This window comes from Corynebacterium sp. UMB4614 (assembly GCF_030217065.1).
Classification (GTDB): domain Bacteria; phylum Actinomycetota; class Actinomycetes; order Mycobacteriales; family Mycobacteriaceae; genus Corynebacterium.
On the sequence record NZ_JASONC010000008.1, the window covers coordinates 63,124 to 88,364 of the forward strand.

18 protein-coding genes and 1 tRNA gene are annotated in these 25,241 nt (G+C 67.4%); 12 read left to right on the top strand and 7 right to left on the bottom strand.

Features of this window, described 5'->3' with window-relative positions; all coding sequences use genetic code 11:
- Positions 1-42: 42 nt before the first annotated feature.
- Positions 43-936 carry an HAD family hydrolase gene (locus tag QP413_RS05180; RefSeq protein ID WP_284780943.1) on the bottom strand — a complete coding sequence of 298 codons (894 nt, stop codon included), beginning with the start codon at positions 934-936 and terminating at the stop codon, positions 43-45.
- Positions 937-1,240: 304 nt separating this feature from the next.
- On the opposite strand from QP413_RS05180, the gene QP413_RS05185 reads away from it, so the two are divergent.
- The 6 genes from QP413_RS05185 (at position 1,241) to QP413_RS05210 (ending at position 5,759) form a co-directional block, all read left to right on the top strand.
- Positions 1,241-2,278 (top strand): hypothetical protein, encoded by a 1,038-nt coding sequence (locus QP413_RS05185; RefSeq protein ID WP_284780945.1) that lies wholly within the window; start codon positions 1,241-1,243, stop codon positions 2,276-2,278.
- Entirely contained in the window at positions 2,265-3,563 is a 1,299-nt protein-coding gene (locus tag QP413_RS05190) for a TadA family conjugal transfer-associated ATPase (RefSeq protein WP_284780946.1), read from the top strand. The genes QP413_RS05185 and QP413_RS05190 overlap by 14 nt, the downstream gene beginning before the upstream one ends.
- Positions 3,560-4,729 carry a hypothetical protein gene (locus QP413_RS05195; protein ID WP_284780947.1) on the top strand — a complete coding sequence of 390 codons (1,170 nt, stop codon included), beginning with the start codon at positions 3,560-3,562 and terminating at the stop codon, positions 4,727-4,729. Before QP413_RS05190 ends, QP413_RS05195 begins: the two co-directional genes overlap by 4 nt.
- A gap of 156 nt (positions 4,730-4,885) precedes the next feature.
- Positions 4,886-5,155 carry a DUF4244 domain-containing protein gene (locus tag QP413_RS05200; protein WP_284780972.1) on the top strand — a complete coding sequence of 90 codons (270 nt, stop codon included), beginning with the start codon at positions 4,886-4,888 and terminating at the stop codon, positions 5,153-5,155.
- Positions 5,156-5,476, top strand: coding sequence for a hypothetical protein (locus QP413_RS05205; RefSeq protein ID WP_012361088.1), 321 nt, complete (start codon positions 5,156-5,158; stop codon positions 5,474-5,476).
- A complete protein-coding gene (locus tag QP413_RS05210; protein WP_284780949.1) occupies positions 5,454-5,759 on the top strand; it encodes a hypothetical protein in 306 nt (101 codons plus the stop codon). Before QP413_RS05205 ends, QP413_RS05210 begins: the two co-directional genes overlap by 23 nt.
- A 193-nt stretch (positions 5,760-5,952) precedes the next feature.
- Here QP413_RS05210 and QP413_RS05215 read toward each other — a convergent pair whose 3' ends face one another.
- Both QP413_RS05215 and QP413_RS05220 read right to left on the bottom strand, forming a co-directional pair.
- A complete protein-coding gene (locus QP413_RS05215; protein ID WP_284780951.1) occupies positions 5,953-7,416 on the bottom strand; it encodes a lipase family protein in 1,464 nt (487 codons plus the stop codon).
- A gap of 431 nt (positions 7,417-7,847) precedes the next feature.
- The gene (locus QP413_RS05220) at positions 7,848-10,334 is read right to left on the bottom strand and encodes a DEAD/DEAH box helicase (protein WP_284780952.1); all 2,487 of its coding nucleotides are present in this window, start codon (positions 10,332-10,334) and stop codon (positions 7,848-7,850) included.
- A 228-nt stretch (positions 10,335-10,562) separates the two neighbouring features.
- Here QP413_RS05220 and QP413_RS05225 point away from each other — a divergent pair, with 228 nt between their 5' ends.
- Positions 10,563-10,766, top strand: a complete 204-nt coding sequence (locus QP413_RS05225) for a cold-shock protein (RefSeq protein WP_012361084.1) — start codon at positions 10,563-10,565, stop codon at positions 10,764-10,766.
- Positions 10,767-11,071: 305 nt separating this feature from the next.
- The gene (topA, locus tag QP413_RS05230; protein WP_284780954.1) at positions 11,072-14,005 is read left to right on the top strand and encodes a type I DNA topoisomerase; all 2,934 of its coding nucleotides are present in this window, start codon (positions 11,072-11,074) and stop codon (positions 14,003-14,005) included.
- 250 nt (positions 14,006-14,255) lie between these two features.
- Here the strand turns inward: topA and QP413_RS05235 are convergent, their stop codons facing one another.
- The gene (locus tag QP413_RS05235; RefSeq protein ID WP_284780956.1) at positions 14,256-15,782 is read right to left on the bottom strand and encodes an adenylate/guanylate cyclase domain-containing protein; all 1,527 of its coding nucleotides are present in this window, start codon (positions 15,780-15,782) and stop codon (positions 14,256-14,258) included.
- Between QP413_RS05235 and QP413_RS05240 the strand changes: the two genes are divergently transcribed.
- From QP413_RS05240 to QP413_RS05250, 3 genes are all read left to right on the top strand, one after another.
- A complete protein-coding gene (locus QP413_RS05240; RefSeq protein ID WP_284780957.1) occupies positions 15,781-17,127 on the top strand; it encodes a DNA polymerase III subunit delta' in 1,347 nt (448 codons plus the stop codon). The genes QP413_RS05235 and QP413_RS05240 overlap by 2 nt on opposite strands.
- 87 nt (positions 17,128-17,214) lie before the next feature.
- Positions 17,215-17,287 (top strand) — tRNA-Thr (locus QP413_RS05245).
- A gap of 69 nt (positions 17,288-17,356) precedes the next feature.
- On the top strand, positions 17,357-18,472 hold the full coding sequence (locus QP413_RS05250) for a C4-dicarboxylate ABC transporter (protein ID WP_284780959.1): 1,116 nt from the start codon (positions 17,357-17,359) through the stop codon (positions 18,470-18,472).
- Here QP413_RS05250 and QP413_RS05255 read toward each other — a convergent pair.
- Both QP413_RS05255 and QP413_RS05260 read right to left on the bottom strand, forming a co-directional pair.
- On the bottom strand, positions 18,462-20,297 hold the full coding sequence (locus QP413_RS05255) for an FUSC family protein (RefSeq protein WP_284780960.1): 1,836 nt from the start codon (positions 20,295-20,297) through the stop codon (positions 18,462-18,464). The two genes, QP413_RS05250 and QP413_RS05255, sit on opposite strands and share 11 nt — an antisense overlap.
- Positions 20,298-20,433: 136 nt before the next feature.
- A complete protein-coding gene (locus QP413_RS05260) occupies positions 20,434-22,518 on the bottom strand; it encodes an acyl-CoA dehydrogenase family protein (protein ID WP_284780961.1) in 2,085 nt (694 codons plus the stop codon).
- 106 nt (positions 22,519-22,624) lie between these two features.
- Between QP413_RS05260 and QP413_RS05265 the strand changes: the two genes are divergently transcribed.
- On the top strand, positions 22,625-23,884 hold the full coding sequence (locus QP413_RS05265) for an MFS transporter (protein ID WP_284780962.1): 1,260 nt from the start codon (positions 22,625-22,627) through the stop codon (positions 23,882-23,884).
- Here the strand turns inward: QP413_RS05265 and QP413_RS05270 are convergent.
- Complete coding sequence (locus QP413_RS05270) at positions 23,881-25,209, bottom strand: hypothetical protein (protein WP_284780963.1); 1,329 nt, start codon at positions 25,207-25,209, stop codon at positions 23,881-23,883. The two genes, QP413_RS05265 and QP413_RS05270, sit on opposite strands and share 4 nt — an antisense overlap.
- Between the last annotated feature and the right edge of the window lie 32 nt (positions 25,210-25,241).

The window sequence follows — 25,241 nt, forward strand, 5'->3', positions numbered from 1 at the left end:
GTTAGCGGTAGCCGCCCCGGTGTCAGCTGGGTGCTGATTTTACTAGGCGCGGCGCGGCATGAGGCGCGCCAGGAGCTGCGGGGTGCTGGCGGAACCGACGTCCTGAGCACGTTGGCGCAACCACAGGACTACGCCGGTGGCGGCCGCACCGAGGAGCGCGAGCGTCCCCGCGCCTGCCAGGACCTTGCCCGGCTTGAAGAGGGGCTCGGGCTTGCTGAAGTACTCGATCGGCCAGTCCCTTTCGCGGGCGATCTTGCGCAGCTGGCGGTCCGGGTTGATCGCATAGGGGTGGCCGACCGCCTCAAGGAGCGGCAGGTCGGTGTGGGAATCCGTGTAGGCGTAGCTGCGGGAGAGGTCGTAGCCGCCGCGTTCGACGAGCTCCATCAGCTTGTCCACCTTCGCCTGGCCCTTGTTGAAGTGCAGGACCTTGCCGGTATACGTGCCGTCGATCTCCTCGAGCTCGGTGGCGATCAGATAGTCCGCCTGGAGCTCGCGGGCGATGGGGTCCACCAGGACGCGGGCGGATGCGGTGATGATGGCGACGTCGTGGCCCAACTTGTGGTGCTCGAAGATGAAGTCGCGGGCCTCGGCGTAGACGTAAGGGATCAGCACCTCCTGCAGCGCGTCCTCCGCGATGGCGCGCAGGGAGGCCGCGGGGCGGTTGCGGATCATGGAGGCCAGGGCTTCCTTGGTGGCGTCCAGGTTCTCGTCCGTGTGGGTGGTCATCATGTAGCTGAACAGCATCGCCCCGATGCGCAGCATTTCCCCCGTGGTGATGATCCCGCGCTTGGCCATCGGGCGGCCGTAGGCCATGGAGGCGCTGGTATCCACGATGGTTTTATCCAGGTCGAACACCGCGAGCGTGCGCCGGGCCGTGCGACCTGGGGCCGTCCGGCGGCTCGCGATGCGGTTACTGATCCTGGGTAGAGGCGTCACGGCATCAATTCTAGGTATCAATATTCACAAAAGTCCACAGTTTTCACAGCGTTGGTGGGCTGTTGCGGGCGCGCGACGCGGTGGGCTGAGGAGCGGGTGGTGTGGCCGGGCGGGGTTATCCACAGAAAAATCGGGTCCTGGGGGCTGCAGTGGGGTGCAAAGCGGGCCCGGCGGACGCCTATCCACAGACTGTTCGCGGGCCTGTCGGTGCCCGGTGCCCGCGTGTGAGAGTGAAGCCATGAATGCATGGGGGAGCAAGCTACTTCGATCAGACCGAGCGCGGCACGCTGAGGCGCTGCGGGGCATGCTGCGCACGCCGGTGATCGTGGACGTGGCCGACCACGATAGTGCCGACGCCGTCGCCATGGCCGTCGCTGCGACGGGGCGGGAGCAGCTACGCCAGGACGAAGCAGAGTCTAAGTTTCCGAACGGTCAACACCTCTGGCTGCGCCGCATCGACGACGCCCTGCTCGGCGCTTTGAGCGAGCCCGTGACCGCTGGTGGGGCGCTGCAACTTGCCGAGGAGCTGGGAGTGATCGACACTCCCCGCATCCACGTCCACGGCGTCCAAGGTGGGGCGGGCACCAGCAGCCTCGCGGTACATCTCGCGCTGGCCCTGGCGCACTGCCTTTCTCAGGACGCCACTCCGGTGAGCCTGGTGGACGCCGATCCGGATTCGGTGGGGCTCGACCTGCTGTGTGGCTGGGAAGGCGTGCCGGGGCGGCGGCTGGGTGAGCGCGGCCTCGGTGCGCGCGGCGGCGAGGGCATTCCAGTAGAGGGATGGCCGGTCGCGCCGGGCGGGTCGGGACTGAGGTTCCGCTCGCAGCGGCTCGATGCTGCGGGTGGTCGTCCGGAGCCCAACACGGACCGTGGGCTGGATCACCCCACAGCGGGAACTGCGGACTATCCCCTAAGAGGAGTCGCGGTGGTGGACCGCGGGCGAGTGAACCCGATGGCGGATGTGCGGGAGGGTGCTTCAGCGCCGGAGGACGACGGAGTGAGTGCGAGCAACGGGGCTGCTGACCTCGTGGTGTGCGTGACTCGCCCGACCGTCGCGGGGGTGCATGCGCTGGGCCGCCGCCTGGCGGAACTGGACGCAGTGGATGTGCCGGCGGTGGGCGTCCTACGGGAGGAAGCGGGGCTGGAGACTCCGATCGCGCTGCGGCAGATGCTGGGCAGGCAGCCAGTGGAATTGTCGCCGTGGGACGGGGCGATCGCCGCGGAACCGCTGGAGGGGTGTGCGGGAGAGGCGAGCGTCCAAGACCTGCAGCTCGGCGTGCGCATCTTGGGGCACCTGCCGGGAGCGAGCGCGTGGGGGAGTGGACGCGATGTGGATTGCTGACGGGCTCAACAAGCTGCGCCTGATCCCGGGAGAGGCTGCGGCAGATTCAGCCGGGGAGCCGGGCGCTGCGACAACGGTGGCCGCCGATCATTCTTTGCTGGATAAGGTGCGCCACCAGCTCGCAGTGCAGGGTGCCAGGCAGGCCAGCGAGGCCGAGATCCTGAGCGCGATGGAGGCGGTGACCGGGGCGGCGTCGTATAAAAACATCCCGGATACCGTGCGGCAACTGCAGGATATCCAGCGGGAACTGTCCGGCCTGGGCGTGTTGACCGAGGTGCTTGCGGAGCCAGGCGTGACCGATGTGGTGGTCAATCCCGACGGTGCGGTGTGGGCTGATCGGGGGCACGGCGTCGAGCGCACCCCGGTGAGCCTCGCACCTCCCGAGGTGCGGGAACTCGCGGTTCGCCTCGCCGCAGTGTGCGGAGTGCGGCTGGACGACGCGCGGCCATTCGCCGACGGCATCATCGACGACCTGCCGCCCGGGATTCCAGCGGCGGCCCTGCGGGTGCATGCGATGCTTTCGCCGCCAGCGCGAGGTGGAGCGTGTGTGAGCCTGCGGACACTGACGAGGGGGCGCCTGAGGCTGGAGGATCTCTGCGAGGCAGGAATGATGCCCGCCGAAGTGGGCGACATGCTGCGCAGGCTCGTGCTCGCGCGCAAGAATCTGCTGGTCACGGGTGGTACGGGTACGGGGAAGACGACCTTGCTCGCCGCTCTGCTGGGCGAGGTTCCTGAGCATGAGCGCATCGTGGTGGTGGAGGATACCCCGGAGCTCATGCCGACCCATCCGCACGTCGTGGCCCTGGCTGCGCGCGAAGGAAACGCTGATGGTGCGGGCGAGATCGGGATGCAGCTGTTGTTGCGACAGTGCCTGCGCATGAGGCCGGACCGGATCGTCGTGGGTGAGGTCCGTGGCGCGGAGGTCGCGGACCTATTGATTGCGCTGAATACGGGGCACGCCGGGTCGGCCGGCACGATGCACGCCAACTCGGTGGCTGCGGTGCCGGGGCGGCTGGCCGCGCTCGGGGCGATGGCGGGGATGAGCCCGCAGGCGCTGCACGCGCAGGCTGCCGACGGGATTGACGTGGTTATTCACCTGGAACGAGCTGGTGGGCGGCGGCAAGTGGCCACGATCGCGGTGGCGGAGAGGGCACAGGAAGAGGTGAAAGGCGGGCTAGCAGCGGGAGCGTCGGGAACGGCGCCGGAAGAGCATAAGCCCCGTGAGCTGCGGCTTCGGCCGGTGTGGCACGGGCGTCCCCGCGACGGTTGGGAGGAGCTGCCATGACCTTGTTGATCGTGTTGACGCTGACCGCCGTGGCCTCGATGGGAGCGTTCACCGGCTACCGGGTGGGCGTACGGATCCGCGACGGGCGGGTCCAACGCCGGCAGCTAGAGCTGTTCCGGGATCTCGCAGACAGCTGCGCCCGGGAGGTCGCCGCCGGGGCTCGGGTGGTGGACGCGGTGGAATCTGCGGCCGTGGATTGCGAGGACGAACAGGGCGGATCGGATGGAAAACCCGGAGAGGCGGGAACGCGGCTCGGCGGACAGCTGGTGCTCATTGCCGCGCAGGTCCGCCTGGGTGCAAGCCCCGCGGCGGCGCTGCGGAACCGGGGAGAGATTCGCCCTGCGGGTGACAGGCGTGCGGTTGGAGAGGGGATTAGCCCTGCCGAGCTGGTGGCCCAGGATGTTGAGGAGTTCTGCGAGCTATGGGAGCTCGCAGAGCGCACGGGCATGAGCTTCGCACCACTGGCGGACAGCATCGTCGCGGACCTGGAGGCGCACTCCGCCCAGCAGGAGAAAACCGCAGCGGCGATGGCCGGCGCCCGGCTCACGGAAGTGTTGCTGCTCGCAATGCCGGTGGGGGCGGTGGGCATCGGCCAGAGCATGGGCCTGGACCCCGGCGGCACGCTCTTCGGCAGCGTGATCGGGCTTGGGCTCCTGCTCGTCGGGGCGATGCTCGCCTGCGCCGGCGTGCTGTGGACCGAGGCGCTGACCGCCAAGGTGCTGGGTGGGGTGGGCCGGCGCGCCGGGCCCACCGGGGAGGCCCTGGCGGTGGCCCGGCACCTGGACGTCTTTGCTCTGGCCCTGGCGGCGGGGCTGCCGGTGGCTAAGGCATGGGGCGTGGCGGTCGGGCCAGGGGAGGGGCCGGCCCACGATGTCGAGCCGCTGCTCCAGCTGGGGGCAGGCCCGGCGGCCTGGGAGCCACTGAAAAGCCACGAGCACTACGGCCCCGTGGCACGCCAGGCGCTTCAGCAGACCAGGGCCGGGACCAGGCTGGCCGAAGGCGCAAAGGCCCAGGCTCGGCGCATCCGCCAGCACAGCCTGAACCAGGTCGAGGCGGGTGCGGAACGCGTGCTCATCGCTGTCGCCGCACCGCTGACCCTGTGTTTCCTGCCGGCATTCGTGCTCATCGGTTTGGTGCCACTGGTCATCGGGCTGGCGGGGTTCTAAGGCCGGCGGGGGCGACGTCGAAAACAAAAAGGAGGGGGATCAAAACGAGGGCAAAGCATGAAGGCATGAGGGAAATAGGCATACGCACAACGCGACACAAGAACGCCAAAGAAAAGACACCGAGGAAATGACACCGAAAGGGAAAGAACAATGACCATGAACACCAAGAACAATGCCGCGCAACCGGAGATCGTGGTTGCGGAGCCGTCCAGCGGGCTGAGTGCGTTTCAGCGCGTGGAGCTGTGGATTCGGGGTGCTGCGAGGGCGCAGTACGAGGACGAGTCTGGGATGAGCACGATTGAATACGCGCTTGGGTGCGTGGCTGCCGCGGCGCTCGGAGCGCTGCTGTACACGGTGGTGACGTCGGATGCAGTGGAGAGCGCGCTCAGCGGCATCTTCGAGCGGGCCCTAAGCGAAGGTAAGTAGATGAACACGGTGGAGGGGGCATCCGTGTTGACCGCCATCGCTGTGACCGTCGGCCTGCTGGTCGCGGGGCTCAGCACGCTAGCGACCAGCATGGCGGCGCACTCGAGCGCCCGGGATGTTGCGCGCATGGCGGCCCTCGGGGTGGACGATGGCGAACTCACCGGCCGCGAGGGGGAGACGGTGGAGATCACGCGCTCGCCCGTGGGGGAAACACCGTGGTCCAAGGTGACGGTGCGGCTGACAAAGCAGGCCCCGCTGTTCGACGTCACCGTGGAGGAATCGATCCTGGAGGAGCCTGATGCCGACAGCAGCGGGAGTTAGCTCCGTCCTGGGGCTCATCGCCCTGTGCGGGGTGATCGTGCTGGGATTCGGGCAGATAGACGCGCACCAGCGGGCGGTGGTGGCCGCCGACTTGGTGGCACTGTCTGCTGCGCAGGCGCACGTGGCCGGCGACGCGGATTCTTGCGGGATTGCTGAGATCTTCGCGCAGGCGAATGCCGCGGAGCTGGTGGGCTGTCAGGTGGGGCCGGAGGGGCCGGACACCGTGGGCGTGGAAGTTTCAGTGAAGGGGCGGCACGCCTCGGCGGTGGCAGGCCCGATGTGAGCCTCGTGGGGGCCGCGGGAACCTCGCGCCCCCAACATCCTCGCGACGCCCCTCGCGGGAACCCCGCGCCCCGTGGGGCCCCAAGGGCACCGCCCCTCAGTGTGTTTTGCAGAGTTTGATGCCGGAAATTGGCTGAAAAGCGGCATTAAACTCTGCAAAACGCATCGATGCGGCGGGGCGCCGGCGCTACGGCCTAGGACTTCGCGGGGGTGCCCGACGGCTCTGCGGAACCGAGCGAGCCGACGGGGCCGGCAGCGGCGTCGTCGTCGAAGATGGACTTCAGGAACGGGGTGGAGTGAACCTGGGACGCCGGCACCGTGCCACCGTGGTCCGTCGGGTACCAGCGGACCTCCACGCGCGCATTGCGGGGGCTGCCGGTGAACTGCTTGAGCCACATCTCCGTGTTCAGGGAGAGGCCGATGGGGGTGGGGACGTCCATGTCCGCCAGGCCGTGGCCGAGGAAGACCGGCCGGTCGTAACCGGTGGTCGGGGTCGCCATGTACGTCCGCAGCGCCTCCGGCAGACCGGGGACGTCCCGCAGCGGCTTCTTGAACGCGCGGGCGAGGTTGGTGCCGCGGACGGCATCCGCGGTTTGGGGGAGGCAGCTCTTCAGGGAGGCATCGACCATCTTGCGGCCCTCCTCGGTGAGTGCGGAGTCCACGTCGATATCGGGGTTGGCCTCGCGGAATCCGGCGAGGATGTACAGCGCGTAGCTGTTCAGGCCAGCTGGCAGCGGGATAGCCGGGAAGGTGGGACCGCCCGCGAGCACGATCTCCTCGATATAAGCGGGCGCGCCGGTGGCGACGGTGCCCCGGAAGTCCAGGCCTGCTGGCTGGGAGCGGGACGTCGCACCGTGTGCCACGTTCAGTGCCGCGCCGCCGCCCTGGGACTGGCCGATGACGGCCCACTTCTTGGAGAGCACGGGCTGATCCTTGCTCTCTGCGGGGAGTGCTGCCGAAAGATCGGCCTTGTGGGCGGCGATCACGGAGTCAACGACGGAATCCGCGGTGGCCTGCGAGTTGAGGTAGCTCATGAGTCCCGGGGTGCCGAGACCCGCGTAGTCCGTGGCGACGATGGCATAGCCCTGGGAAAGCCAGTGATTGAGGTACGCGCTATCGCGCTCGCCGCGGTCGTTGATGCTGGGTGCGCAGACGTCGTCCATCCCCACCGTGCCGTGCGCCCAGGCGAGCACCGGCCAGCCGCCCTCCGGTGGGGTGCCCTTGGGGAGGAAGATCGCGCCCGTGGAGGCGACGACCTTTCCGTGCTGGTCAGTGGTGGAGTGCGCGACGCGGTACTGGGCGCCCGCATTGGCCAGGCGCAGCGACTCATCGAGCGGGACCTGGGCGATGTGCTCGCCCGGGGTTGCCGGAACCGAGTCCCACTTGAGGCCGGAGTCTGCGGTGGGCTTGGTGTACGGGGCTGGGTCGCGCATCGGATCGCCGAGGTTAACCAGCGGGCGAGGAGTCGTGTCCGCGATGGAACCGAAGACCTGGGAGGAGCCTGCGTTCGGGTTTCCGCCTCCGCCAGTGGAGGAGCCAGGGGCAGCAGTGGCAGCGCCGCTACCAGCGGCAAGAACCCCAAATGCCAGGGTGGCGGCGCTCAGCGCGGCGGTGGTTCGGCGGGTGCGAGTGCTCAGTGAGCGAGGAAAGGCGGGCATCGGCGTTCCTTCTAGATCATTAGCTTCGGGCGCAAAAATACTTGGTGATCATCACAGTAGCTGCCCCGGTCTGTCTGCTTCGCCGGTTTCGCTGAAAGGTTCGCGATGTCCGGTGGTTTCGCGCTGTGTCATTGCATTGCGCCCTCGCGCTCTGGTCTGGAGCGCTGGCGCCGTGCATCGTGGGCGCTAGGCAGGTCGCAGAGGGAGTTGTGGGGATTGGCGTAGGCCGCGCCGTCCCGCTAGGCCTGTCTGCGGCTTCTCCCCGGCTTCCCCTCGCTTCCCTCAGCGTGTTTTGCAGAGTTTGATGCCGGAAATCGGGTGAAAAACGGCATCAAACTCTGCAAAACGTATCGATGGGGCGTTCAGCGCGCCGGCTAGTCCCGCACCGCTAGTCCCCGCCCCGCTAGTCCCGCACCGCTAGTCCTGCCCCGCTAGTCCTGCGCCGTCGCAGCGGCGAGGAAGCGCAGCAGCTCCAGTGCGCCCGTTTTGAACAGCGGGTCATTGCCATTGCCACACTTCGGGGACTGCACGCACGACGGGCATCCGGACTCGCACTCGCACGCCCCCACAGCCTCCGCGGTCGCAGCCATCCACCGGCCGAAATCTGCGAAGCCCTTCTCCGCGAACCCCGCCCCCCCGGTATAGCCGTCGTAGACGAACACCGTGGGCAGCCCCGTATCCGGGTGCTGCACGATCGACACCCCACCGATATCCCACCGGTCGCACGTTGCGATCAGCGGCAACAAACCGATCGCCGCATGCTCCGCCGCATGCAAGGTTCCTGGCCATGTCGGCTCCGGAAGTCCCAGGTCAAGCAGCACATCAGGCGCGACCGTGTATGCCACCGCCCGCGTGCGCAGCCGCTCCGGCGGGTAGTCCAGCGGCACGTTATCGATGATTTCCCCGCCCGGCAGCCGCTTGGTAAAACCAGTCACGGTGTGCGAGACCTCCACATTCAGGTCCGCCAACCACACACCGTCCGCCAGCTGGCGGGTGCCCCGGGTGCGCAGAATCTGGATATCCGTATCCCGCTTCACCCGCGTGCTGTACTCCGGGCTCGCTTGATGCAGCCACGCCACACCTGCGGAAAGATCCAGGTCATCCACCAGGTACGTCTCGCCCTGGTGCACATACACCGCGCCGGGGTGGACATCCGAGACCGCGCGGGCCTCATCCACCGTGCCGAGCATGCGCCCCGACTCCGACTCCACGATCGCCACCTGACCTGCCGCCCCGCCGCGGATCGACACCTGCGCGTGGATCTGCTCCGCTGCCTGCAGGTCCGCGAATACCCCGTGCGGCCGCCGCCGCAGCACCCCGCGGGAGATCAGGTGATCAGCCACCGCTTCGCCGTGCCAGGCCGCGATCTCCGCATCGCTCAGCGCGCGCTCCGCAGCCGCGCACACCAGGTGATCAGCCAGAACATAAGGATTGTGCGGGTCGAAGACCGTATTCTCCACCTCCCGGTCCAGCAGATCCGACGGGTGGTGGATGAGGTAAGTATCCATCGGGTCGTCCGCCCCAACCAGCACCACCAGTGCCCCCTGCCCGCGCCGCCCCGCGCGCCCAGCCTGCTGCCGGAAGCTCGCGATGGTGCCGGGGAATCCGGCGGCGACGACGGCATCCAACCCGCCCACGTCGATTCCGAGCTCCAGTGCGTTGGTTGCGGCTACCCCCAGCAGCTCGCCTTCATCCAGGGCCTTTTCCAGGTAGCGGCGGTCCTCTGGGGTGTATCCGGCCCGGTAGGCGGCCACCCGCGCAGCATCCTCCGCCCGGCCCATCCCGCCGAGCTCCTCTGCGGCCGCCAGGGCCACGATCTCCGCCCCGCGACGGGAGCGGACGAAGCTCAAGGTTCGCGCGCCTGCGGCGATGACCCGGGCCATGACCTCCGCAGCTTCCGAGTTAGCGCTGCGCCGCACCGGCGCGCCGTGCTCGCCCTCCACGCCTTCCAGGAATCCGGGTTCCCACAACGCGATCGTGCGCTCACCCGCCGGCGAGCCGTCCTCTGTCACCGCCACGACTTCGACCCGCCCGGTCAGCCGACGCGCATGAGCCGCGGGATCCACACTGGTCGCGGAGGCCATGATGACGGTGGGGCCTGACGTCCTCGATTCCGAGCCAGCCACTGAAGATGGGCCTGCCACCGACGACGGGCCAGCCACCGACGACGGCCCAGCCAGCCCCGAACCGGAAGAACCAGCCCCCGGAACGAGCCGCAGTAGCCGCCGCAGCACCATCGCCACGTGCGCGCCGAAGACCCCGCGGTAGACGTGGCACTCGTCAACCACCAGGTAGCGCAGGGTTTTCAGCAGCCGTGTCCACCGCTTCGGATTGCCGAGGATCGAGGCGTGCAGCATGTCCGGATTCGTCACGATGATCCGCGCCTGCTCCCGGATCGCGCGCCGGGCCTCGGGCGGGGTGTCGCCGTCGTAGGTGGCGACCATGACGTCCGCGAGCTCCGGGGTGGCAGCGCACAGCCGGGCCAGGGACTGCATCTGGTCCTGCGCCAGTGCCTTCGTCGGGGCCAGGTATACCGCAGTGGCGGTCGGGTCCTCGGCCAGCGCGGTGAGGATCGGCAGCTGGTAGCCCAGCGACTTTCCGGATGCGGTCCCGGTCGCGACGATGACGTCCCTACCCTCCCACGCATGCTGAGCAGTTTCGGCCTGGTGGGACCAGGGTTTTAGGACGCCGCCTCGGCGCAGCGTCTCCCTGAGCGAAGGGAGAATCCAGTCGGGCCAGTCCGCGGGGGTGGACAAGCGCGCCGGGACGTGGCGGACGTGCGTGACGGTGGAGTCCGGCATGGCCGCGCGCAAGTCCTCGATGAGTTCGGCGCCGAGTGAATTCGGTGCACTGCCCGCGCCGGGTGAAGTGGGCGCGCTGCCTGCGCCGGAGGTGGGGGTGGTGGACTGCTCAGCCATGATGAGGGCAGTCTAGCCCGACCGCCAGACACGGAGTCTGCGGGGGCGCTGCATTAAGCGTTCGACCGATTGTTCATCTAAAACCCCTATCGGTGGCGAAAGAAACATGGCACACTGGTGGACGGTCCCAATCCCATGCGCGGTGTCAACCGTTGATGTGGCGGTGAAGGCCCTGCTCCGCCGAAAGTTGGCGGGGCTGGTACGCCAAGAAAGATAGGTTGTTTGAAAATGGCGCAGGGAACTGTGAAGTGGTTTAACGCGGAGAAGGGCTATGGATTCATCGCCCCAGAAGATGGCTCCGCGGACCTTTTCGTCCACTACTCCGAGATCCAGAGCAGCGGCTTCCGCACTCTGGAGGAGGATCAGAAGGTCGAATTCGAGGTCGGCGAAGGCGCGAAGGGCCCGCAGGCTCAGAACGTCCAGCCGCTGTAAGCAGCGAGTATGAGCTGCAGCCGGCTGCCGACAAGGCAGTAGGCACAGCGAAGAGCAAACGCCCCGGGGCGGTGGTTTCCACCGTCCCCTTTTGCTTTTCTTCACCCCCGTGTCTGCACCACCCGCTAACCTCAGTCCCCAACGGCAGCAAGAACCTATTTCGGGCTTCTCTCACCATCCGGTGGGGTTGCAGCAGGGGTGGGGAGCTGCCTCAAAGGTGGGGATAACACACCGCCCGATTTCCACTAAGCAGGTATCACTTGCCTATTGTGGCAATCTAAGGAGCAAATCCATGCGGAGGTCACGTGAAGCGTTTAGTCATTGTCGAGTCTGCAACTAAGGCCAAGAAGATCGCCCCAATGCTGGGGCCCGATTACATCGTCGAGGCTTCAGTTGGGCATATTCGTGACCTCCCACACGGTGCCGCGGACGTTCCGGCGAAGTATAAGAAGGAGCCGTGGGCGCGCCTCGGCGTGAACGTGGATAAGGGCTTCGAGGCCCTCTATGTGGTCTCCCCGGATAAGAAGAAGCGCGTCGCCGACCTGCGCGCCAAGCTCAAGCAGGTCGACGAGCTGCTGCTCGCGACAGACCCCGACCGTGAGGGCGAGGCCATCGCCTGGCACCTGCTGGAGGTCTTGAAGCCCAAGGTCCCGGTCCGCCGCATGGTCTTCCACGAGATCACCAAGTCCGCGATCCTCGAGGCCGTGGAAAACACCCGCGAGCTGGACTACAACCTCGTGGACGCCCAGGAGTCCCGCCGCGTGCTCGACCGCCTTTACGGCTACGAGGTCTCCCCGGTGCTGTGGAAGAAGGTCATGCCGCGCCTGTCCGCAGGGCGTGTGCAGTCCGTCGCCACCCGCGTGATCGTCGAGCGCGAGCGCGAGCGCATGGCCTTCCGCGCCGCCGACTACTGGGACCTGACCGCCGAGCTCTCGATCGACCCCGCCGCCCGACTGGACGGTGATCCGGCGTCCTTCCAGGCCAAACTCGCCACCGTGGGCGGTCAGCGCATCGCGCAGGGTCGCGACTTTAAGGACGACGCCACCCTCAAGTCCAGCAAGTCCGGCACCCCGCTGGTCCTGGACGAGCAGCGCGCCAAGCAGCTGGCGTCCGGAATTAAGGGCGAGGAACTGCACGTCGCAAACGTGGAGGAAAAGCCCTACACCCGCCGCCCGTACCCGCCGTTCATGACCTCTACGCTGCAGCAGGAGGCCGGCCGGAAGCTGCGATTCACCTCCGAGCGCACGATGCGCATCGCGCAGCGCCTGTACGAAAACGGCTACATCACTTATATGCGTACGGACTCCACGACGCTGTCCACCGCCGGCATCAACGCCGCCCGCGCGCAGGCCGCCCAGCTGTACGGCCAGCAGTTCGTGGCGGACGGTCCGCGCCAGTACACCCGCAAGGTGAAGAACTCCCAGGAGGCCCACGAGGCGATCCGCCCAGCTGGCGAGCGCTTCCAGACCCCCGGCCAGCTCGCGCAGAAGCTGGACGCCGAGGAGTTCAAGCTCTACGAGCTGATCTGGCAGCGCACTGTCGCCTCTCAGATGGCCGACGCCCGCGGCACCTCCATGAAGGTCACGATCGCGGGCACGTCCGGTGAGCCGGAGGCGGGCACCGAGGTGGAGTTCACCGCCACCGGCCGCACCGTCACCTTCCCGGGCTTCCTGAAGGCCTACGTCGAGGTTTCCCGCACCGCGGAAGGTAAGGACGTCGCCGATAACGCGGAGAAGCGCCTCCCACAGGTCACCGAGGGAGTGTTCCTCACCGCAGAGGACGTCACCGCGGACGGTCACACGACGACCCCGCCGGCCCGTTATACCGAGGCCAGCCTCGTGCGGAAGATGGAGGAGCTCGGCATCGGGCGCCCGTCGACCTACGCGTCAATCATCCGCACCATCCAGGACCGTGGTTACGTCCTGCCCCGCGGCAATGCGCTGGTCCCCAGCTGGGTGGCCTTCGCGGTCGTTGGCCTGCTGGAGCAGAACTTCGGCGCGCTGGTGGACTATGACTTCACCTCCGCGATGGAGGACCAGCTCGACGCCATCGCCGAGGGCAACGAGGACCGCACGAAGTGGCTGGAGGGCTTCTACTTCGGCGGTGGCACCAGCTCCCAGAACTACGGCCTGAAGAATGTGGTCGCCCAGAACCTGGAGAGCATCGACGCCCGCCGCGTGAACTCCCTGCACCTCTTCGACGACGCCAACGGCGTGCCGATCGTCGTCCGCGTTGGTCGTTACGGTCCGTACCTCGAGCGCATGGTGAAGAACGATAAGGGCGAGGAGGAAGCGCAGCGCGCTAACCTGCCGGAGTCCATGACCCCGGACGAGCTGACCCTGGAGGTCGCCGAGAAGCTCTTCGCCACCCCGCAGTCCGGCCGCGAGCTGGGCCGCAACCCGGAGAACGGGCGGATGATCGTGGCCCGCGAGGGTCGCTTCGGCCCGTACGTCACCGAGGTGCTGGGTGAGGATGAGGAGGCCGAGGTCACCGCGAAGGCGGAGAAGGTCTTCCTCGCCGAGCGCGATGAGGAGGACGCCGAGCGCGCGAAGGAGGGCAAGAAGCCCCTGTCGCGCGAGACCAAGACCTTCGCGAATAAGAAGGCCAAGCGGATCAAGGAGATCCTCGACGAGACGCTGAAGCCGAAGACGGCTTCGCTGTTCGCCAGCATGGAGCCGGCCACCGTCACCCTCGAGGATGCGCTGAAGCTGATGAGCCTGCCTCGCGAGGTCGGCGTGGACCCCGCCGACGGGGAGGTCATCACCGCGCAGAACGGCCGCTATGGCCCGTACCTGAAGAAGGGCTCGGACTCGCGCTCCCTGGGCAGCGAGGAGGAGCTGTTCACCATCACGCTCGACGAGGCGCGTCGCATCTACGCGGAGCCGAAGCGTCGCGGCCGCGCTGCCGCGAAGCCGCCGTTGAAGCGTCTGGGGGACAACGACGTCTCCGGCAAGCCGATGTCCGTCAAGGAGGGTCGATTCGGGCCTTATGTCACCGATGGCACGACCAATGCGTCGCTGCGCCGTGGGGACACCCCGGAGACCCTGACGGACGCGCGGGCCAATGAGCTGCTTTCGGAACGCCGGGCGAAGGACGCCGAGAAGGCTGCCGCCGGGCCGGCGAAGTCCACCCGTAAGAGCACGAAGAAGACTGCAAAGAAGGCAGCTAAGAAGGCGACGAAGCGTAGCACCAAGAAGACCGCGAAGAAGACCGCGAAGAAAGCGGCCAAGAAGGCTTAGGCCTCAAGCGGTGCTAGGGCACCTAAGTCTAGGGCTTAAGTAGTGCTAGGCCCGGGTGGTAGCTCCCAGTAGGAGCCGCCACCCGGGCTTTCTGCTGTGCGTTGTGGCTGCTGGCTCAGGCATGAACTTCTCACATAACTTCGTACTCATCTTCGTACAGTGAGAAGTAAGTACGAAGATGAGTGAGAAGATGCCCCCTCGCAGCAGTCAAGAAGATTTAAAGCCCGCCGCCAAGCAACCAGTCTGCCGCCTAGTGGCGGTCCGCGAGAGTGGCGCGCACCGGGCGGGCCAGCTGCGTCATCTGGCGGCGGCCGCGCAGCTCCACAGACTTCAGCATCGTCCAGCGACGCTGCTCGGCCTCATTAGCCAGCCGCACCGTCGCCGCACTCGTCAGCACTCGACCCGGGGTGTCCTTCGCTAGGTCGGTCAGCCGGGAGGCCTGGTTCACGGCGTCGCCGATGACGGTGTACTCGAAGCGGTCCTTCGCGCCGATGTGACCGGCGACGACCGAGCCCGCAGCCACGCCAACGCCCGCCTCGAATTCCAGATCCGTGAGCTTCGAGTGCATCTCCCGGGCGGCAGCCAGCGCGTGACCAGCGGCGTCCTCAAGGGGCAGCGGGGCGCCGAAGACGGCGAGTGCGGCGTCGCCCTGGAACTTATTGATGATTCCCTTGTGCTCGTGGACGACCTCCACGACGCGGTCGAAGAACTCGTTGAGCGCGGAGACCACGTGCTCCGGGGAACGCTGCGTGGCGAAGCCAGTGGAGCCGATGACGTCCACGAACAGCACCGCGACGTCGCGGGACTCGCCGCCCAGCTCCGGGTCCTCCTCCAGCGCGCGGCGGGCGACCTCCGTGCCCACGTATCGGCCGAAAAGGTCCGAGACCTGCTGGCGCTCCTGCAGGCCGCGCATCATCTCGTTGAACCCAGCCTGCACCACGCCGATCTCGGAGGAATCGTAGATGCGCACCGTGGTTTCCAGGTTCCCGCGGCGCACCTGGTTGATGGCGAACTGCAGCTCGCGCACCGGGTCCACCACGCTCATCGCGCTCAACCGCGCGCCCAGGAAACCGGTGACCAGGGCGGTGGCAGCTAGGGCCACGAGCGCGGGGATCAGATCCTCCATCGAGCCGTCGAAGAAGCTCCGGGCCTGCGCGAAAATCAGCAGCAGGATGCCCAGCACCGGCACCGCGTTGGTCAGCACCCAGGTGGCCATGAGGCGGGTGGACATCGGGGAGAGGTCGGACTGCTCCAGGGAACCCTGCTCAAGGGCGCGGGCGGCGACGGGGCGGACCAGCCGTTCGGCCTCCATGTACGTCATCAACGTCACCATCAACCCACCCAGCACTGCGGTCACGGCAACGGTGATCGCCCACCGCGAGGAGTACTGCGCGGCCACGATGGTGAAGATCGCCACGCCGATGGCCCACAGCACCGCGCCCGTCACGGACTGCAGGAAGGGGATGCGCAGCACCAGATGCCGGATCATGTTGGGGTCATAGGCATCGGGGTTGCGTTGCCAGCGCAGCACGGGGGCGAAGAAGACCAGCGTGAACACCACGCCAGCCACGATCGCGAAGATGAAATAACTCAAATACGCAATCGAGGTGACGGTGTTTGGGCTGGTCAGCTCGCGCGCACCGCGCAGCGGGATGAGGAAGCGCAGGAAGGTCGCGACGGCGATCGCGCCGACCACGTTCGTCATCAGAATCATCGCGGCATACAAGGGCCAGTAGGTGCCCCAGACCCATTTCAAGTAGCGCGCGAATTGTTGCATGGCTATTACATTATCGAACCCGTCTACAGCGGGGGCTAGACTGTGCTTCGTGAACGTGGATAGCTCTGGATTCGACCCCCTGGCCGGCGGTGGCGTGTGGCGCAAGATCACCGCCCAGCCGGTTCGGGAGCTGCTCGCGGGTGCGGTGGCGAACCCGCAGGCGATGACGCACTCCTGGCTATTCACCGGCCCGCCCGGTTCGGGTCGCTCGATCGCGGCCAAAGCCTTCGCCACGGGGTTGGTGTGCCCGAATGGGGGCTGCGGGGTGTGCGAACAGTGCCAGTCCGCGGCCGCCGGCACGCACCCGGACATCGTGTGGATCGCGACGACCGGCTCCGTCATCCCCGTCGAGGACGTCCGGGAGGTCATCAGTTCCGCCGCGTCGATGCCCACCGTCTCCCGGTGGCGGGTCGTCGTGGTCGAGGACGCCGATCGCCTCAACGAGGCCGGTTCGAATGCGCTGCTGAAGTCCGTGGAGGAGCCACCCGCGCACACCGTGTTTGTGCTCTGCGCCCCGTCCACCGACCCGCAGGACATCTCGATCACGCTGCGTTCCCGCTGCCGCCACGTCTACATTCCGACCCCGTCGCCGCAGCAGGTGGAGGATGTTCTTCTTCAGGACGCCTCCCTGGGCATTACGCAGGAGCAGGCGCGATGGGCCGCTGGGGTTTCCGGTGGACACATTGGCCGAGCCCGGCACCTGGCCCGCGACGAGGCCGCGCGCACGAAGCGGGCGACGGCGCTGAAGCTGCCGCAGATGGTCTACGAGGGCGCGCGCCTGTTCAGCTTCACCTCCCAGCTGGTGGCGAAGGCGACCGAGGAGGTCGCCGCCCAGGTGGAGGCGGTCGAGGCGAAGGAACGCGAGGCTCTGGAGGAGTCCCTGGGCGTGGGGGCGAAGGGCCGTGGTGCTGCCAAGGCGCAGCGTGGTTCGGCGGGGCAGATGAAGGAACTGGAGCGGGAGCAGAAGAACCGCCGCACCCGGATGGTGCGCGACGCCCTGGATCTGGCCTTGATCGACGTCGTGGGACTGTACCGCGACGCGATGCTGCAGGCAGCAGGTGCGGTGGAACCGGTGGGTGCTTCGGCTGATGCCGCCGAGGGGGCTGCAGATGGCACCGACGTCACCGCGGCCGCGGCCCATGGTCTGCAGCCCGTGGGTGGGTTCCAACACCCGGATATGCGCGCTACCTCGGGGGAGCTCGCGCGTCGGAACTCCCCGGAAGCGCTGGTCCGCTGTATCGACGCGGTGTCGACCTGCCGGGAGACCCTGGGGATGAATGTGAAACCGGAGGTTGCGCTCGACGCGCTGGGCGGTGCGCTGCGGGAAGCGTGCCGGGTGAGCTAGCTCGCTCGGTTTTGTGTCTTCGCGCTGCTGTCCGCTACGATGATCCTCCGTAAGAATGCTTGAGCTTTAGGCTCTGGGTTTTTGCGCGCCGCCTTAGCTCAGTCGGCAGAGCGTTTCACTCGTAATGAAAAGGTCGCGAGTTCGATTCTCGCAGGCGGCTCACCTAAAAACGGTCACTACCAGCGCAAGCGGTAGTGGCCGTTTCGCATTTCACCACTACACTATGCCCATGACGTCTATCTGGCCCAGCGCACTGCCGCCCGCCAGCCCGGTGTGGTTCCCCTCGGTCATGGGTACGGCCATCCTGTCCTCCCTGCTCGGTCGCCAGGTCCCGGATCATGGCTGGCTCCTGTACCCGGCAACGGCGCTGATGTTCCTCGCATTCGTCCTGCTCATCGGCCTGGGGGCCGGCTTCACGGTCAACGCTCGCCGCAACCCCGGGATGTTCGCGAACACCTGGCGGGACATGTCGATCCTCCCGACCTGGGGCACCGTCTCCATGGGCATGACCGCGACGGGCTCGGCGATCCACAACGTCGGCCCGCTGCTGCCCTTCGGGACTGCGGCTGCTCACCGCGCCGGGTTGACGGACTCCGCCCCCGCCGACTGGGTTATCGCCGTGTCCGCCACACTCTGGCTGATCGGCACCTTCATCGGCCTGTTCACCACCTTCCGGGTCGCACTGCGGCTCATGGAGAAGGGGGCCAACCACCCCGTCCCGGCTTGGGGGCTGGCGGTCGTCCCGCCGATGGTCTCCGCCACGACGGGCGCGAGCCTTGTCGACGACGTCGCTTCCGAGCAGCTCACGGTGGTCCTGGTGCTGGCGGTGACCGCGTTCTTCTTTCTGGCGCTGTTCTTCGCCGTTTTGCTGTTCACGCTGGCCTATCGCAGCCACTTCTTCTATCACCCGCTGCCGGTGGACGCCTCCATCTCCACTTGGATTCCGCTGGGCGTGGTCGGTCAGTCCACCGCCGCTGCCCAGTCCATCGCTGCCCAGGCGGAGTTCGTGATGCTGCCTTCGGCGACCCCCGCGGTCACCTGGCTCGCCCACGCCTATGGCTGGGTGGCGCTGGTCATCGGCATTCCCGTGGTGGCTTTCGCGGTGATCCGCACGATCTACGGTTTCCGGGAGCGCATGAACTTCACCCCGGGCTGGTGGGCCTTGACCTTCCCGATCGGCACCGTGGCGCTGGGCGCGGCCATGATGGCGGAGACCATGTCCGGTCCGTGGCAGGTGATCCCGCAGGTGGTGGGCACCGGCAGCCTCATCGCGTTGTGCTGCACCTGGACCTTCTGCGCGGTCGCGACCCTCACGGCCATTATGAAGGCGCGCGCTACACGCTAGCCGGGGCGAGTTTGCCGTACAGCGCGGCCAGCTTCTCGACGTCGCCGCCCGGGACCTTGTCCAGGTCGGAGTGCGCGGCCGTGGCCCCCACCCGCAGCACCTCGTGGGCGACCAGCTGTGCGGCGGCGTGGTGGTCCCACTGTTCCTGCCGCCACTCATAGGACTCGTTGGCGCACGCATTCGTCACCGCACGCGACTCGTTGAGCTCGTAGCGCAGCTCGCGGCGATCCAGGATGGCGTCGTCGATCGGGCTGGTTCGTAGGCTGGCGATCATCTTCTTTATCGACGTCAGCAGGTACGCGTAGTTGAGCTCGGCGGTGTTCTGGAGGTTATTGGGGCGGAAAAGCCAGATGGCCAGGACGGAGAGCAGGGAGGCAATCACCAGCTCCGCGCCACGGTCCATCGCCGTCTGGCCGATGGGGGCGCTGCCCAGGCCAGCCATCATGAGTCCCAGCGGGGCGGTGAAGACCATCGCCAGTCCGTAGTTCGCGGCGATGAAAAGCTCCGTGCAGGCCATGGCCACGGCCAGGCCGATGAGGTCCATCAGGATGCCCGGGTGCAGCTGGTAGAAGGCCAGGTACAGCAGGATGCCGATGACGGAGCCCGCGATGCGGTGGATGCAACGCACCGTACCCGCCATGCGGTAGGGCCCCTGGCCGAGCAGCAGCATCACGGAGGTGATCGCCCAGTCCGGCCGTCCCAGACCCAGCACCGTGGAGAGGATGGATACGCCCAGGCCCGCGAGCGCGACGCGCTGAGCGGTGACCATCGGGTGGGAGTCGCGGTGCCACTGCCGCTTCAGCTTGGCCCACGCGCCGGGGGAGGCGAGCGGGATGGTGCGCCGGTCGGAGGGGGAGTGGCGCTGTGCCTGGGCGTCCGGGTCGGCGGTGGCCCAGCGGTGTTGCGCGCTGAGCATGCGGTGCACGAGCTCCTCGCTCTTGGTGCCCCGGGCTTCAGGGGTGATCGCTCCGCCGTGAATGGCGCCCGCGTGGGCCAGCATCGACCAGGCGCGGTGGATCGCGCCGGCGGCAGTGAGCTTGAGCGATTCGTACTCGGCTGGTGCTTCCTTGGTCCGGGCCTCCAGGTAGTCGGCGACGGCAGCCTCGGCGTCCTCCACCGCCTTGCGTTCCGGGCCGTGCTTATCGACCAGCCAGCCGGACATGCTGATGATGAACCCGGAGACCGCGCCGATGATCGACCAGATCAGGGTGGCGGAGAGGGAGATGGAAATCTTGTTGACCATCAGCCCGCCGGTGACGAAGAGCATCAGATACGGCCCCGGCGGGGTGAGCCGTAGACACATCGTCACGTAGACGCAGACCACGCAGACGGCGAGGAAGAGCATCAGCGGTAGGTAGGCGATGAGCGCGCCGCGCGGGTTGGCGATGACCCCGCCGATCCCCTCGGAGAAGTCCATCTGGCCGTGGGAGTGGCTCCAGATGCCGAGCAGGCGGAAGCCCAAGGTCAGGCTGGTGAAAAGCAGCCCATAGCGCAGCAGGGACTTCCAGCGTTCGCGGTAGGGCTTGTTCTCACCGTTGATGAGGAGCACAGCACCCGCGGAGACGAGCAGTAGCTCGGAGCCGAAACCCAAAAGGTAGCCGATGATGCCCGGGATCAGGATCGCCAGCGCCGCGCGGGTGGCGCGGGGAATGTGGTGGCGGAAGGAGTTGAAAGTCAGCAGCATCGCCCGCATCGAGGGCGGGGAGGGGGCGTCGGGGAGGGCGCGGACGCCGAAGGAATCAGCATCCGTGCCGAAGATACGGTCGACTGAACTTTTGCCCGCTGCTGGCGGGTCCTGCCTATTCTGATCTCCCGAAACTGTCACTCAGTCGAGTCTAGCGCGCGGGTTGTGCGCGAAGTTTGCAGGGTGGATGCGGCCGCGCGACCAGTATTTTCCACCCGCTGGGGCGATTTTCCTGCTGTGCGAACCCAGCCGCGCGGCCTCCCCCGCAGCGCTGGAGTTAGTCCTCCCGCCAGCGGCCTGGCTGGCCGACCGCCGGGTCGGACTCGGCCTTGGTCACCATGTCCTCATAGCGCTGCATGAGGTTTACGGAGGTGATCTCCGATGGCACCCCGAAGGCGTCCACCAGCAGTTCCGACCAGGGGCCCAGGGAGTCCACCAGGTCGTTGAGCGCGGCACGTGCCGCCTTGGTGCGGGTGCCCGTGAGCAGGTTCTGCTCCAGGTACCAGCTGCCGTTGCGGACGATGAGGTCCAGGAAATAAACGTCGCGGACCTGCTCCATCACATCGCGGGCCGTGTCACTGGTCAGCGTCGCTTCCGCCTCCAGCATGGCCTCGAGGAGGATGCGGTCCACGTGGGCCCACGCGACCTCCAGCAGGTGGTCCTGTGCCCGGTCGACGACCTTCGCGGCCTTCTCCACCGGCATGTCCTTGGCCACGCGCAGGCGGCGGCCCAGGGATACCATGAGGCGACGCTCCCGCTCCGACACCAAGCGCAGCTGGCTACCCGGGTCGAAGAGGGTGGCCTCTTCGCTGTCGGAGAAGGTGTCCTTCAGGTTCTGGACCAGGGCATCCGCGGCGGTGCGGCGGCGCAGCAGGGTGGAGAAATTATCCAGCCCGAAGCGGACCATCTCCAGCGGGTTGAAGCTGCCGATCTCCTTGGAGAAGCCGGTCATCAGCTCCTTCCCGGCCAGCTGCATCATCACCACGTTGTCGCCCTCGAAGGTGGTGAAGATATCCGAGTCTGCCTTCAGACTGGTCAGCAGGTTCTCGGCCATGTAGCCGTAGCCGCCGCAGGCCTCGCGCATCTCCTGGATGGTGTCGGTGGCGTGCGCGGTATTTGCAGCCTTCAGGGCGGCGGCGTGCGCCTCGAGCTCGCGCTGGTCGGCCTGCTCCTCCTTCGTGGCGTTCACGGGGTCGACGCCGCGTGCCTCGAGGTCGTGCAGCCCGGAGATCAGCTCATTCGTCGCCAGCTGCAGTGCGTAGGCGCGCGCCACCCGGGGGATGAGGCGCAGCCGGTGCTTGCGGTGCTGGATGAGGGTGTTTTCCGGCAGGTCATCGCTGGGCGCGAACTGCTTGCGCAGGTTGGCGTAGCGCACCCCGATGTCCAGGGCAGTGCGGGCCGCGGCGCCGGCGGCGGCACCCACCGTCACGCGCCCGCGAACCAGCGCGCCGAGCATCGTGAAGAAGCGGCGGTTCGGGTTCTCGATTGGGGAGCTGTAGTTGCCTTCCTCGTCCACGTCGGCGAAGCGGTTGAGCAGATTCTCGCGCGGCACGCGGTAGTTCTCGAAGACCAGGGTTCCGTTGTCCACGCCGGGCAGCCCGCCCTTGTAGCCGTGATCGCCCAGGCGCACGCCCTCGACCGGGGAGCCGTCGTCCTCGCGGATGCGGGCGACGAGGCAGTGCACACCGTGCGACTCCTCCACACCCGGGGTGTAGAGCTGTGCGAAGACCGCGGCGAAACGGCCGTCACGGGCGGCGTTGCCGATGTACCACTTCTCCGAGGACGCGGTGGGGGAGTTGATGACGAACTCCTGGGTCTCCGGGTCGTAGGTCGCGGTGGTCTCGAGGTTCTGGACGTCGGAGCCGTGGCCGCGCTCCGTCATTGCGAAGCAGCCCAGCGCCCGCAGCTCAATCAGGTCCTTGACCAGCTCGTGGTGGCGTTCGGTGCCGAGGTTGCCGACCGCGCCGCCGAACAGCCCCCACTGCACGCCGGACTTCACCATCAGGGAGAGATCTGCCATGCCGAGCATCTCGATGCTGGCCAGGGTAGCGCCGGTCTCCCCGGTGCCGCCCTGCTCCTCGCGGAATGCGCCATGCGGCAGGCCGGAGTCCAGCACCGACTGCAGCTGGGCGGTAGTGCGGGCGCGGGCCTCCTCCAGGCTCAGCCCCACCGCGGGCCGGAACTGATCGTCCTTGAGCATCTCGCGGATGGCGTCGCGTGCCTCGCCGAACTGGCCGTCGAGAGCCCGCGTGAGCTCCGGGAGGATCGCCGGGTTCGGGGTGGTCGGCAGGGTGTTGGGGGCCTTGGAGCGACGGGCGATGTCGGCTCCAAGCTGCTTGGTCTTTGGTGAGTTCTGTGCCATGACCCAAGGTTACGCAAAGTGGCGGGCGTCACAGCTATTTCGCGATAACTTTCTAAACCCCCATTCCTGTCAGGCCGCACTCTCCGGAGGATTACCATGGGGAGCCATGTCGCAAAGCTCTGATACCCCAACCAATCTCAACATCGACTCGCGAAGCTCGAAGTACAAGGGCTCGCGAGCGTGGCTCATGGTTGCGTTGGCGGTATTTATCGTCGCGTGGGGCGGCAACGAGTTCACCCCGATGATGGTCTTCTACCGCGGGGAGGACGTCTTCTCCCCGGTGTTCGTGGACGCCCTGCTGGCGTTCTACGCGGTGGGCATCGCGGTCGGCCTGCTGGTCGCCGGGCCGCTGTCTGACCGTTATGGACGCCGCGTCGTCATGCTGCCTGCTCCGATCGTCGCGCTGATTGGTTCCATCCTCATCGCGATGGGCGAGACCAGCGAGCCGATCATCTTTGCTGGTCGCATGCTTTCCGGCCTGGCGCTGGGCATGGCGATGACCGCGGGTGGCTCCTGGATTAAGGAGCTTTCCAGCCCGGCCTTCGATCCCACGGCGAAGCCGAACTCCGGTGCGAAGCGTTCCGCGATGGCCATGACCGGCGGTTTCGCGGTGGGTGCATTGATCGCCGGTCTGCTCGGCGAGTGGGGGCCGATCCCCGGCCAGCTGCCCTATATGATCCACGTGGTCCTCTCGATCGTGACGATCGTGGGCCTGATGACGGTGCCGGAGACCCGCCAGAGCGCACACCTGAAGGTCAAGGGCTCGTTCCTGAGCGACCTGGCGTCCCCCTCCGCGAAGCATCCGCGCTTCCTGCTGGTCGTGCTGCCGCTGGCGCCGTGGGTCTTCGGCTGCACCGGCGTGGCCTACGCGATCATGCCGGCTCTGATTCAGAATTCTTATGGCAATCCGATCGCCATCACCGCGGGTATCACCGCCCTGGCGCTGGCTTTCGGCTTCGGTATTCAGCAGTTCCCGGACCTGTACTGGCGTAATAATTCCGCGTTCGGCCAGCAGATCGGTCTGGTCATCGTGATCATCGGCATGCTCGTCGCTGCCTGGACCGCAAAGACCGTCTCCCTGGCGGGCGCGTTGATCGTCGCGGTCGTCCTGGGGCTGGGTTACGGCATCACGCTGCTGACGGGCCTGACGGAGGTGCAGCGCCTGGCCAGCCCGGATGAGTTGGGTGGCCTGACCGCGATCTACTACGTGTTCACCTATGTGGGCTTCTTCTTCCCGATGATCCTGACCCGTCTGTCCGAGTGGTTCAGCTACCCGGTCATGCTTCTCGCGGGCGTGGTGGCTGCGGTCCTGAACCTGGTCCTGATCACGGTGTTCTCCCGGAAGTTCATCCCGGCGGAGAGCTAGGCCTTTTCTTTCACGACGTCGCCCTCGCTGGCCTCGGCTCGGCCGGGCCAGGTCGGTAGGCGCTGGAGCCGCCAGAGCTGGAGGGCGACACCGACCAGCGGGCCGATCCCGAGTGCGAGCACCGAGCGGAGCTCAGGGGTGGTGTCCACCAGCAGCAGACCCACCGCCGCGACGGTGGCGATGGCCCAGCCGAACCAGTACAGGTCGTGGCGGCCAGCGGCGAGGGCCGCGGAACCCGTGACCATGAGCAGTGCGGTGCCGGTGGAGGCGAAGGTCAGCAGGCCGAGGGCTGCGGGGGAGACCAGGTAGGCCTCGTCGAAGAGCAGGGCCATGATCGGGCGCCCCACGAGGTAGGCAGCCACCCCGCCCACGGCGCCGATGGCGATGATCGCCAACGCGGGAGCGGCCGCGGCGCGCAGCACCTGCTCGCGGCGTTTGGTGAAGTGCACGATCAGTGCCGGCTGGAAGCGCTGCAGGGGGACGAGCAGCGGCGCGCGGGTGAGGGTGACGGCTGTGATCGTTCCGGCGAGCACTGCGCCCGCCCCGGCGGCTCCGCCGGCGGAGCTGAGCTCCTCGCCGGTGCCGCTGGCGCCAGCGAAGTCCAGGTCGGTGGTGGCGCGCAGCAGGACGGGGAAGCCGGTGATGAGTACGGCATTGGCGCCGGAGGCCAGCATGGCTTTCAGCCCGCGTTGCACGAAGGCTCGGGCGGGGATGTCCGCGCGGTGGCTCAGCAGTGGGCGCACCCCGGGGAGCAGTGCGAATGCGGCCCAGGTGCCCGCGCCGATGACGGTGATGATGAAGAAGGAGACCACGCCCCAACCCAGCCACCAGGCGAGCGCCGCGAGCAGTAGGCGGATCCCGGAATCGATGGCGATGAGCCAGGCGAATTCGCGCCAGCGGGAGGCCGCGGAGATCAGCCCGCAGAGGATGGCTTGGAAGGCGAAGCTCGCGAGTCCCGTGGCGGTGAGAATGGCGGCCCACAGGGGGTGGGCGGGGCTCACGCTGGTGGCCCACAGCGGGGCAGAAACCAAGGAAAGTAACCCGAAGGCGAGGGCGAAGCCGCCCGCCAGAGCAAAGGGGCGGGCAGAACCGCGATCGGCGCCCGTCTCCTGTGGCTCGGCGCCCTCGCGGTTGTGCCGGGCGGCGGTCACGCCGCGGGCGGTCTCCTGCATGAGGCCGTCGATCAGCCCGGTGAGGGCGAAGAATAGCCCCCAGAAGACCATGAAATCCACATAGCCTGCGGGTGGAAGGGCCTTGGAGGCGATCCAGATGACCAGGTAGCCCGCGGCGGCGACGAAAACAGTGGCGATGCTCAGTGCACGCATGATGGCCGCACCTCCCGCCGCGCGTTAAGCCC

Coding starts and splice junctions, on each gene's coding strand:
- QP413_RS05185 (WP_284780945.1), top strand. CDS start 1,241: ATGCTGCGCACGCCGGTGATCGTGGACGTGGCCGACCACGATAGTGCC.
- QP413_RS05190 (WP_284780946.1), top strand. CDS start 2,265: ATGTGGATTGCTGACGGGCTCAACAAGCTGCGCCTGATCCCGGGAGAG.
- QP413_RS05195 (WP_284780947.1), top strand. CDS start 3,560: ATGACCTTGTTGATCGTGTTGACGCTGACCGCCGTGGCCTCGATGGGA.
- QP413_RS05200 (WP_284780972.1), top strand. CDS start 4,886: ATGAACACCAAGAACAATGCCGCGCAACCGGAGATCGTGGTTGCGGAG.
- QP413_RS05205 (WP_012361088.1), top strand. CDS start 5,156: ATGAACACGGTGGAGGGGGCATCCGTGTTGACCGCCATCGCTGTGACC.
- QP413_RS05210 (WP_284780949.1), top strand. CDS start 5,454: ATGCCGACAGCAGCGGGAGTTAGCTCCGTCCTGGGGCTCATCGCCCTG.
- QP413_RS05215 (WP_284780951.1), bottom strand. CDS start 7,416: ATGCCCGCCTTTCCTCGCTCACTGAGCACTCGCACCCGCCGAACCACC.
- QP413_RS05220 (WP_284780952.1), bottom strand. CDS start 10,334: ATGGCTGAGCAGTCCACCACCCCCACCTCCGGCGCAGGCAGCGCGCCC.
- QP413_RS05225 (WP_012361084.1), top strand. CDS start 10,563: ATGGCGCAGGGAACTGTGAAGTGGTTTAACGCGGAGAAGGGCTATGGA.
- QP413_RS05240 (WP_284780957.1), top strand. CDS start 15,781: ATGGCTATTACATTATCGAACCCGTCTACAGCGGGGGCTAGACTGTGC.
- QP413_RS05235 (WP_284780956.1), bottom strand. CDS start 15,782: ATGCAACAATTCGCGCGCTACTTGAAATGGGTCTGGGGCACCTACTGG.
- QP413_RS05250 (WP_284780959.1), top strand. CDS start 17,357: ATGACGTCTATCTGGCCCAGCGCACTGCCGCCCGCCAGCCCGGTGTGG.
- QP413_RS05260 (WP_284780961.1), bottom strand. CDS start 22,518: ATGGCACAGAACTCACCAAAGACCAAGCAGCTTGGAGCCGACATCGCC.
- QP413_RS05265 (WP_284780962.1), top strand. CDS start 22,625: ATGTCGCAAAGCTCTGATACCCCAACCAATCTCAACATCGACTCGCGA.
- QP413_RS05270 (WP_284780963.1), bottom strand. CDS start 25,209: ATGCGTGCACTGAGCATCGCCACTGTTTTCGTCGCCGCCGCGGGCTAC.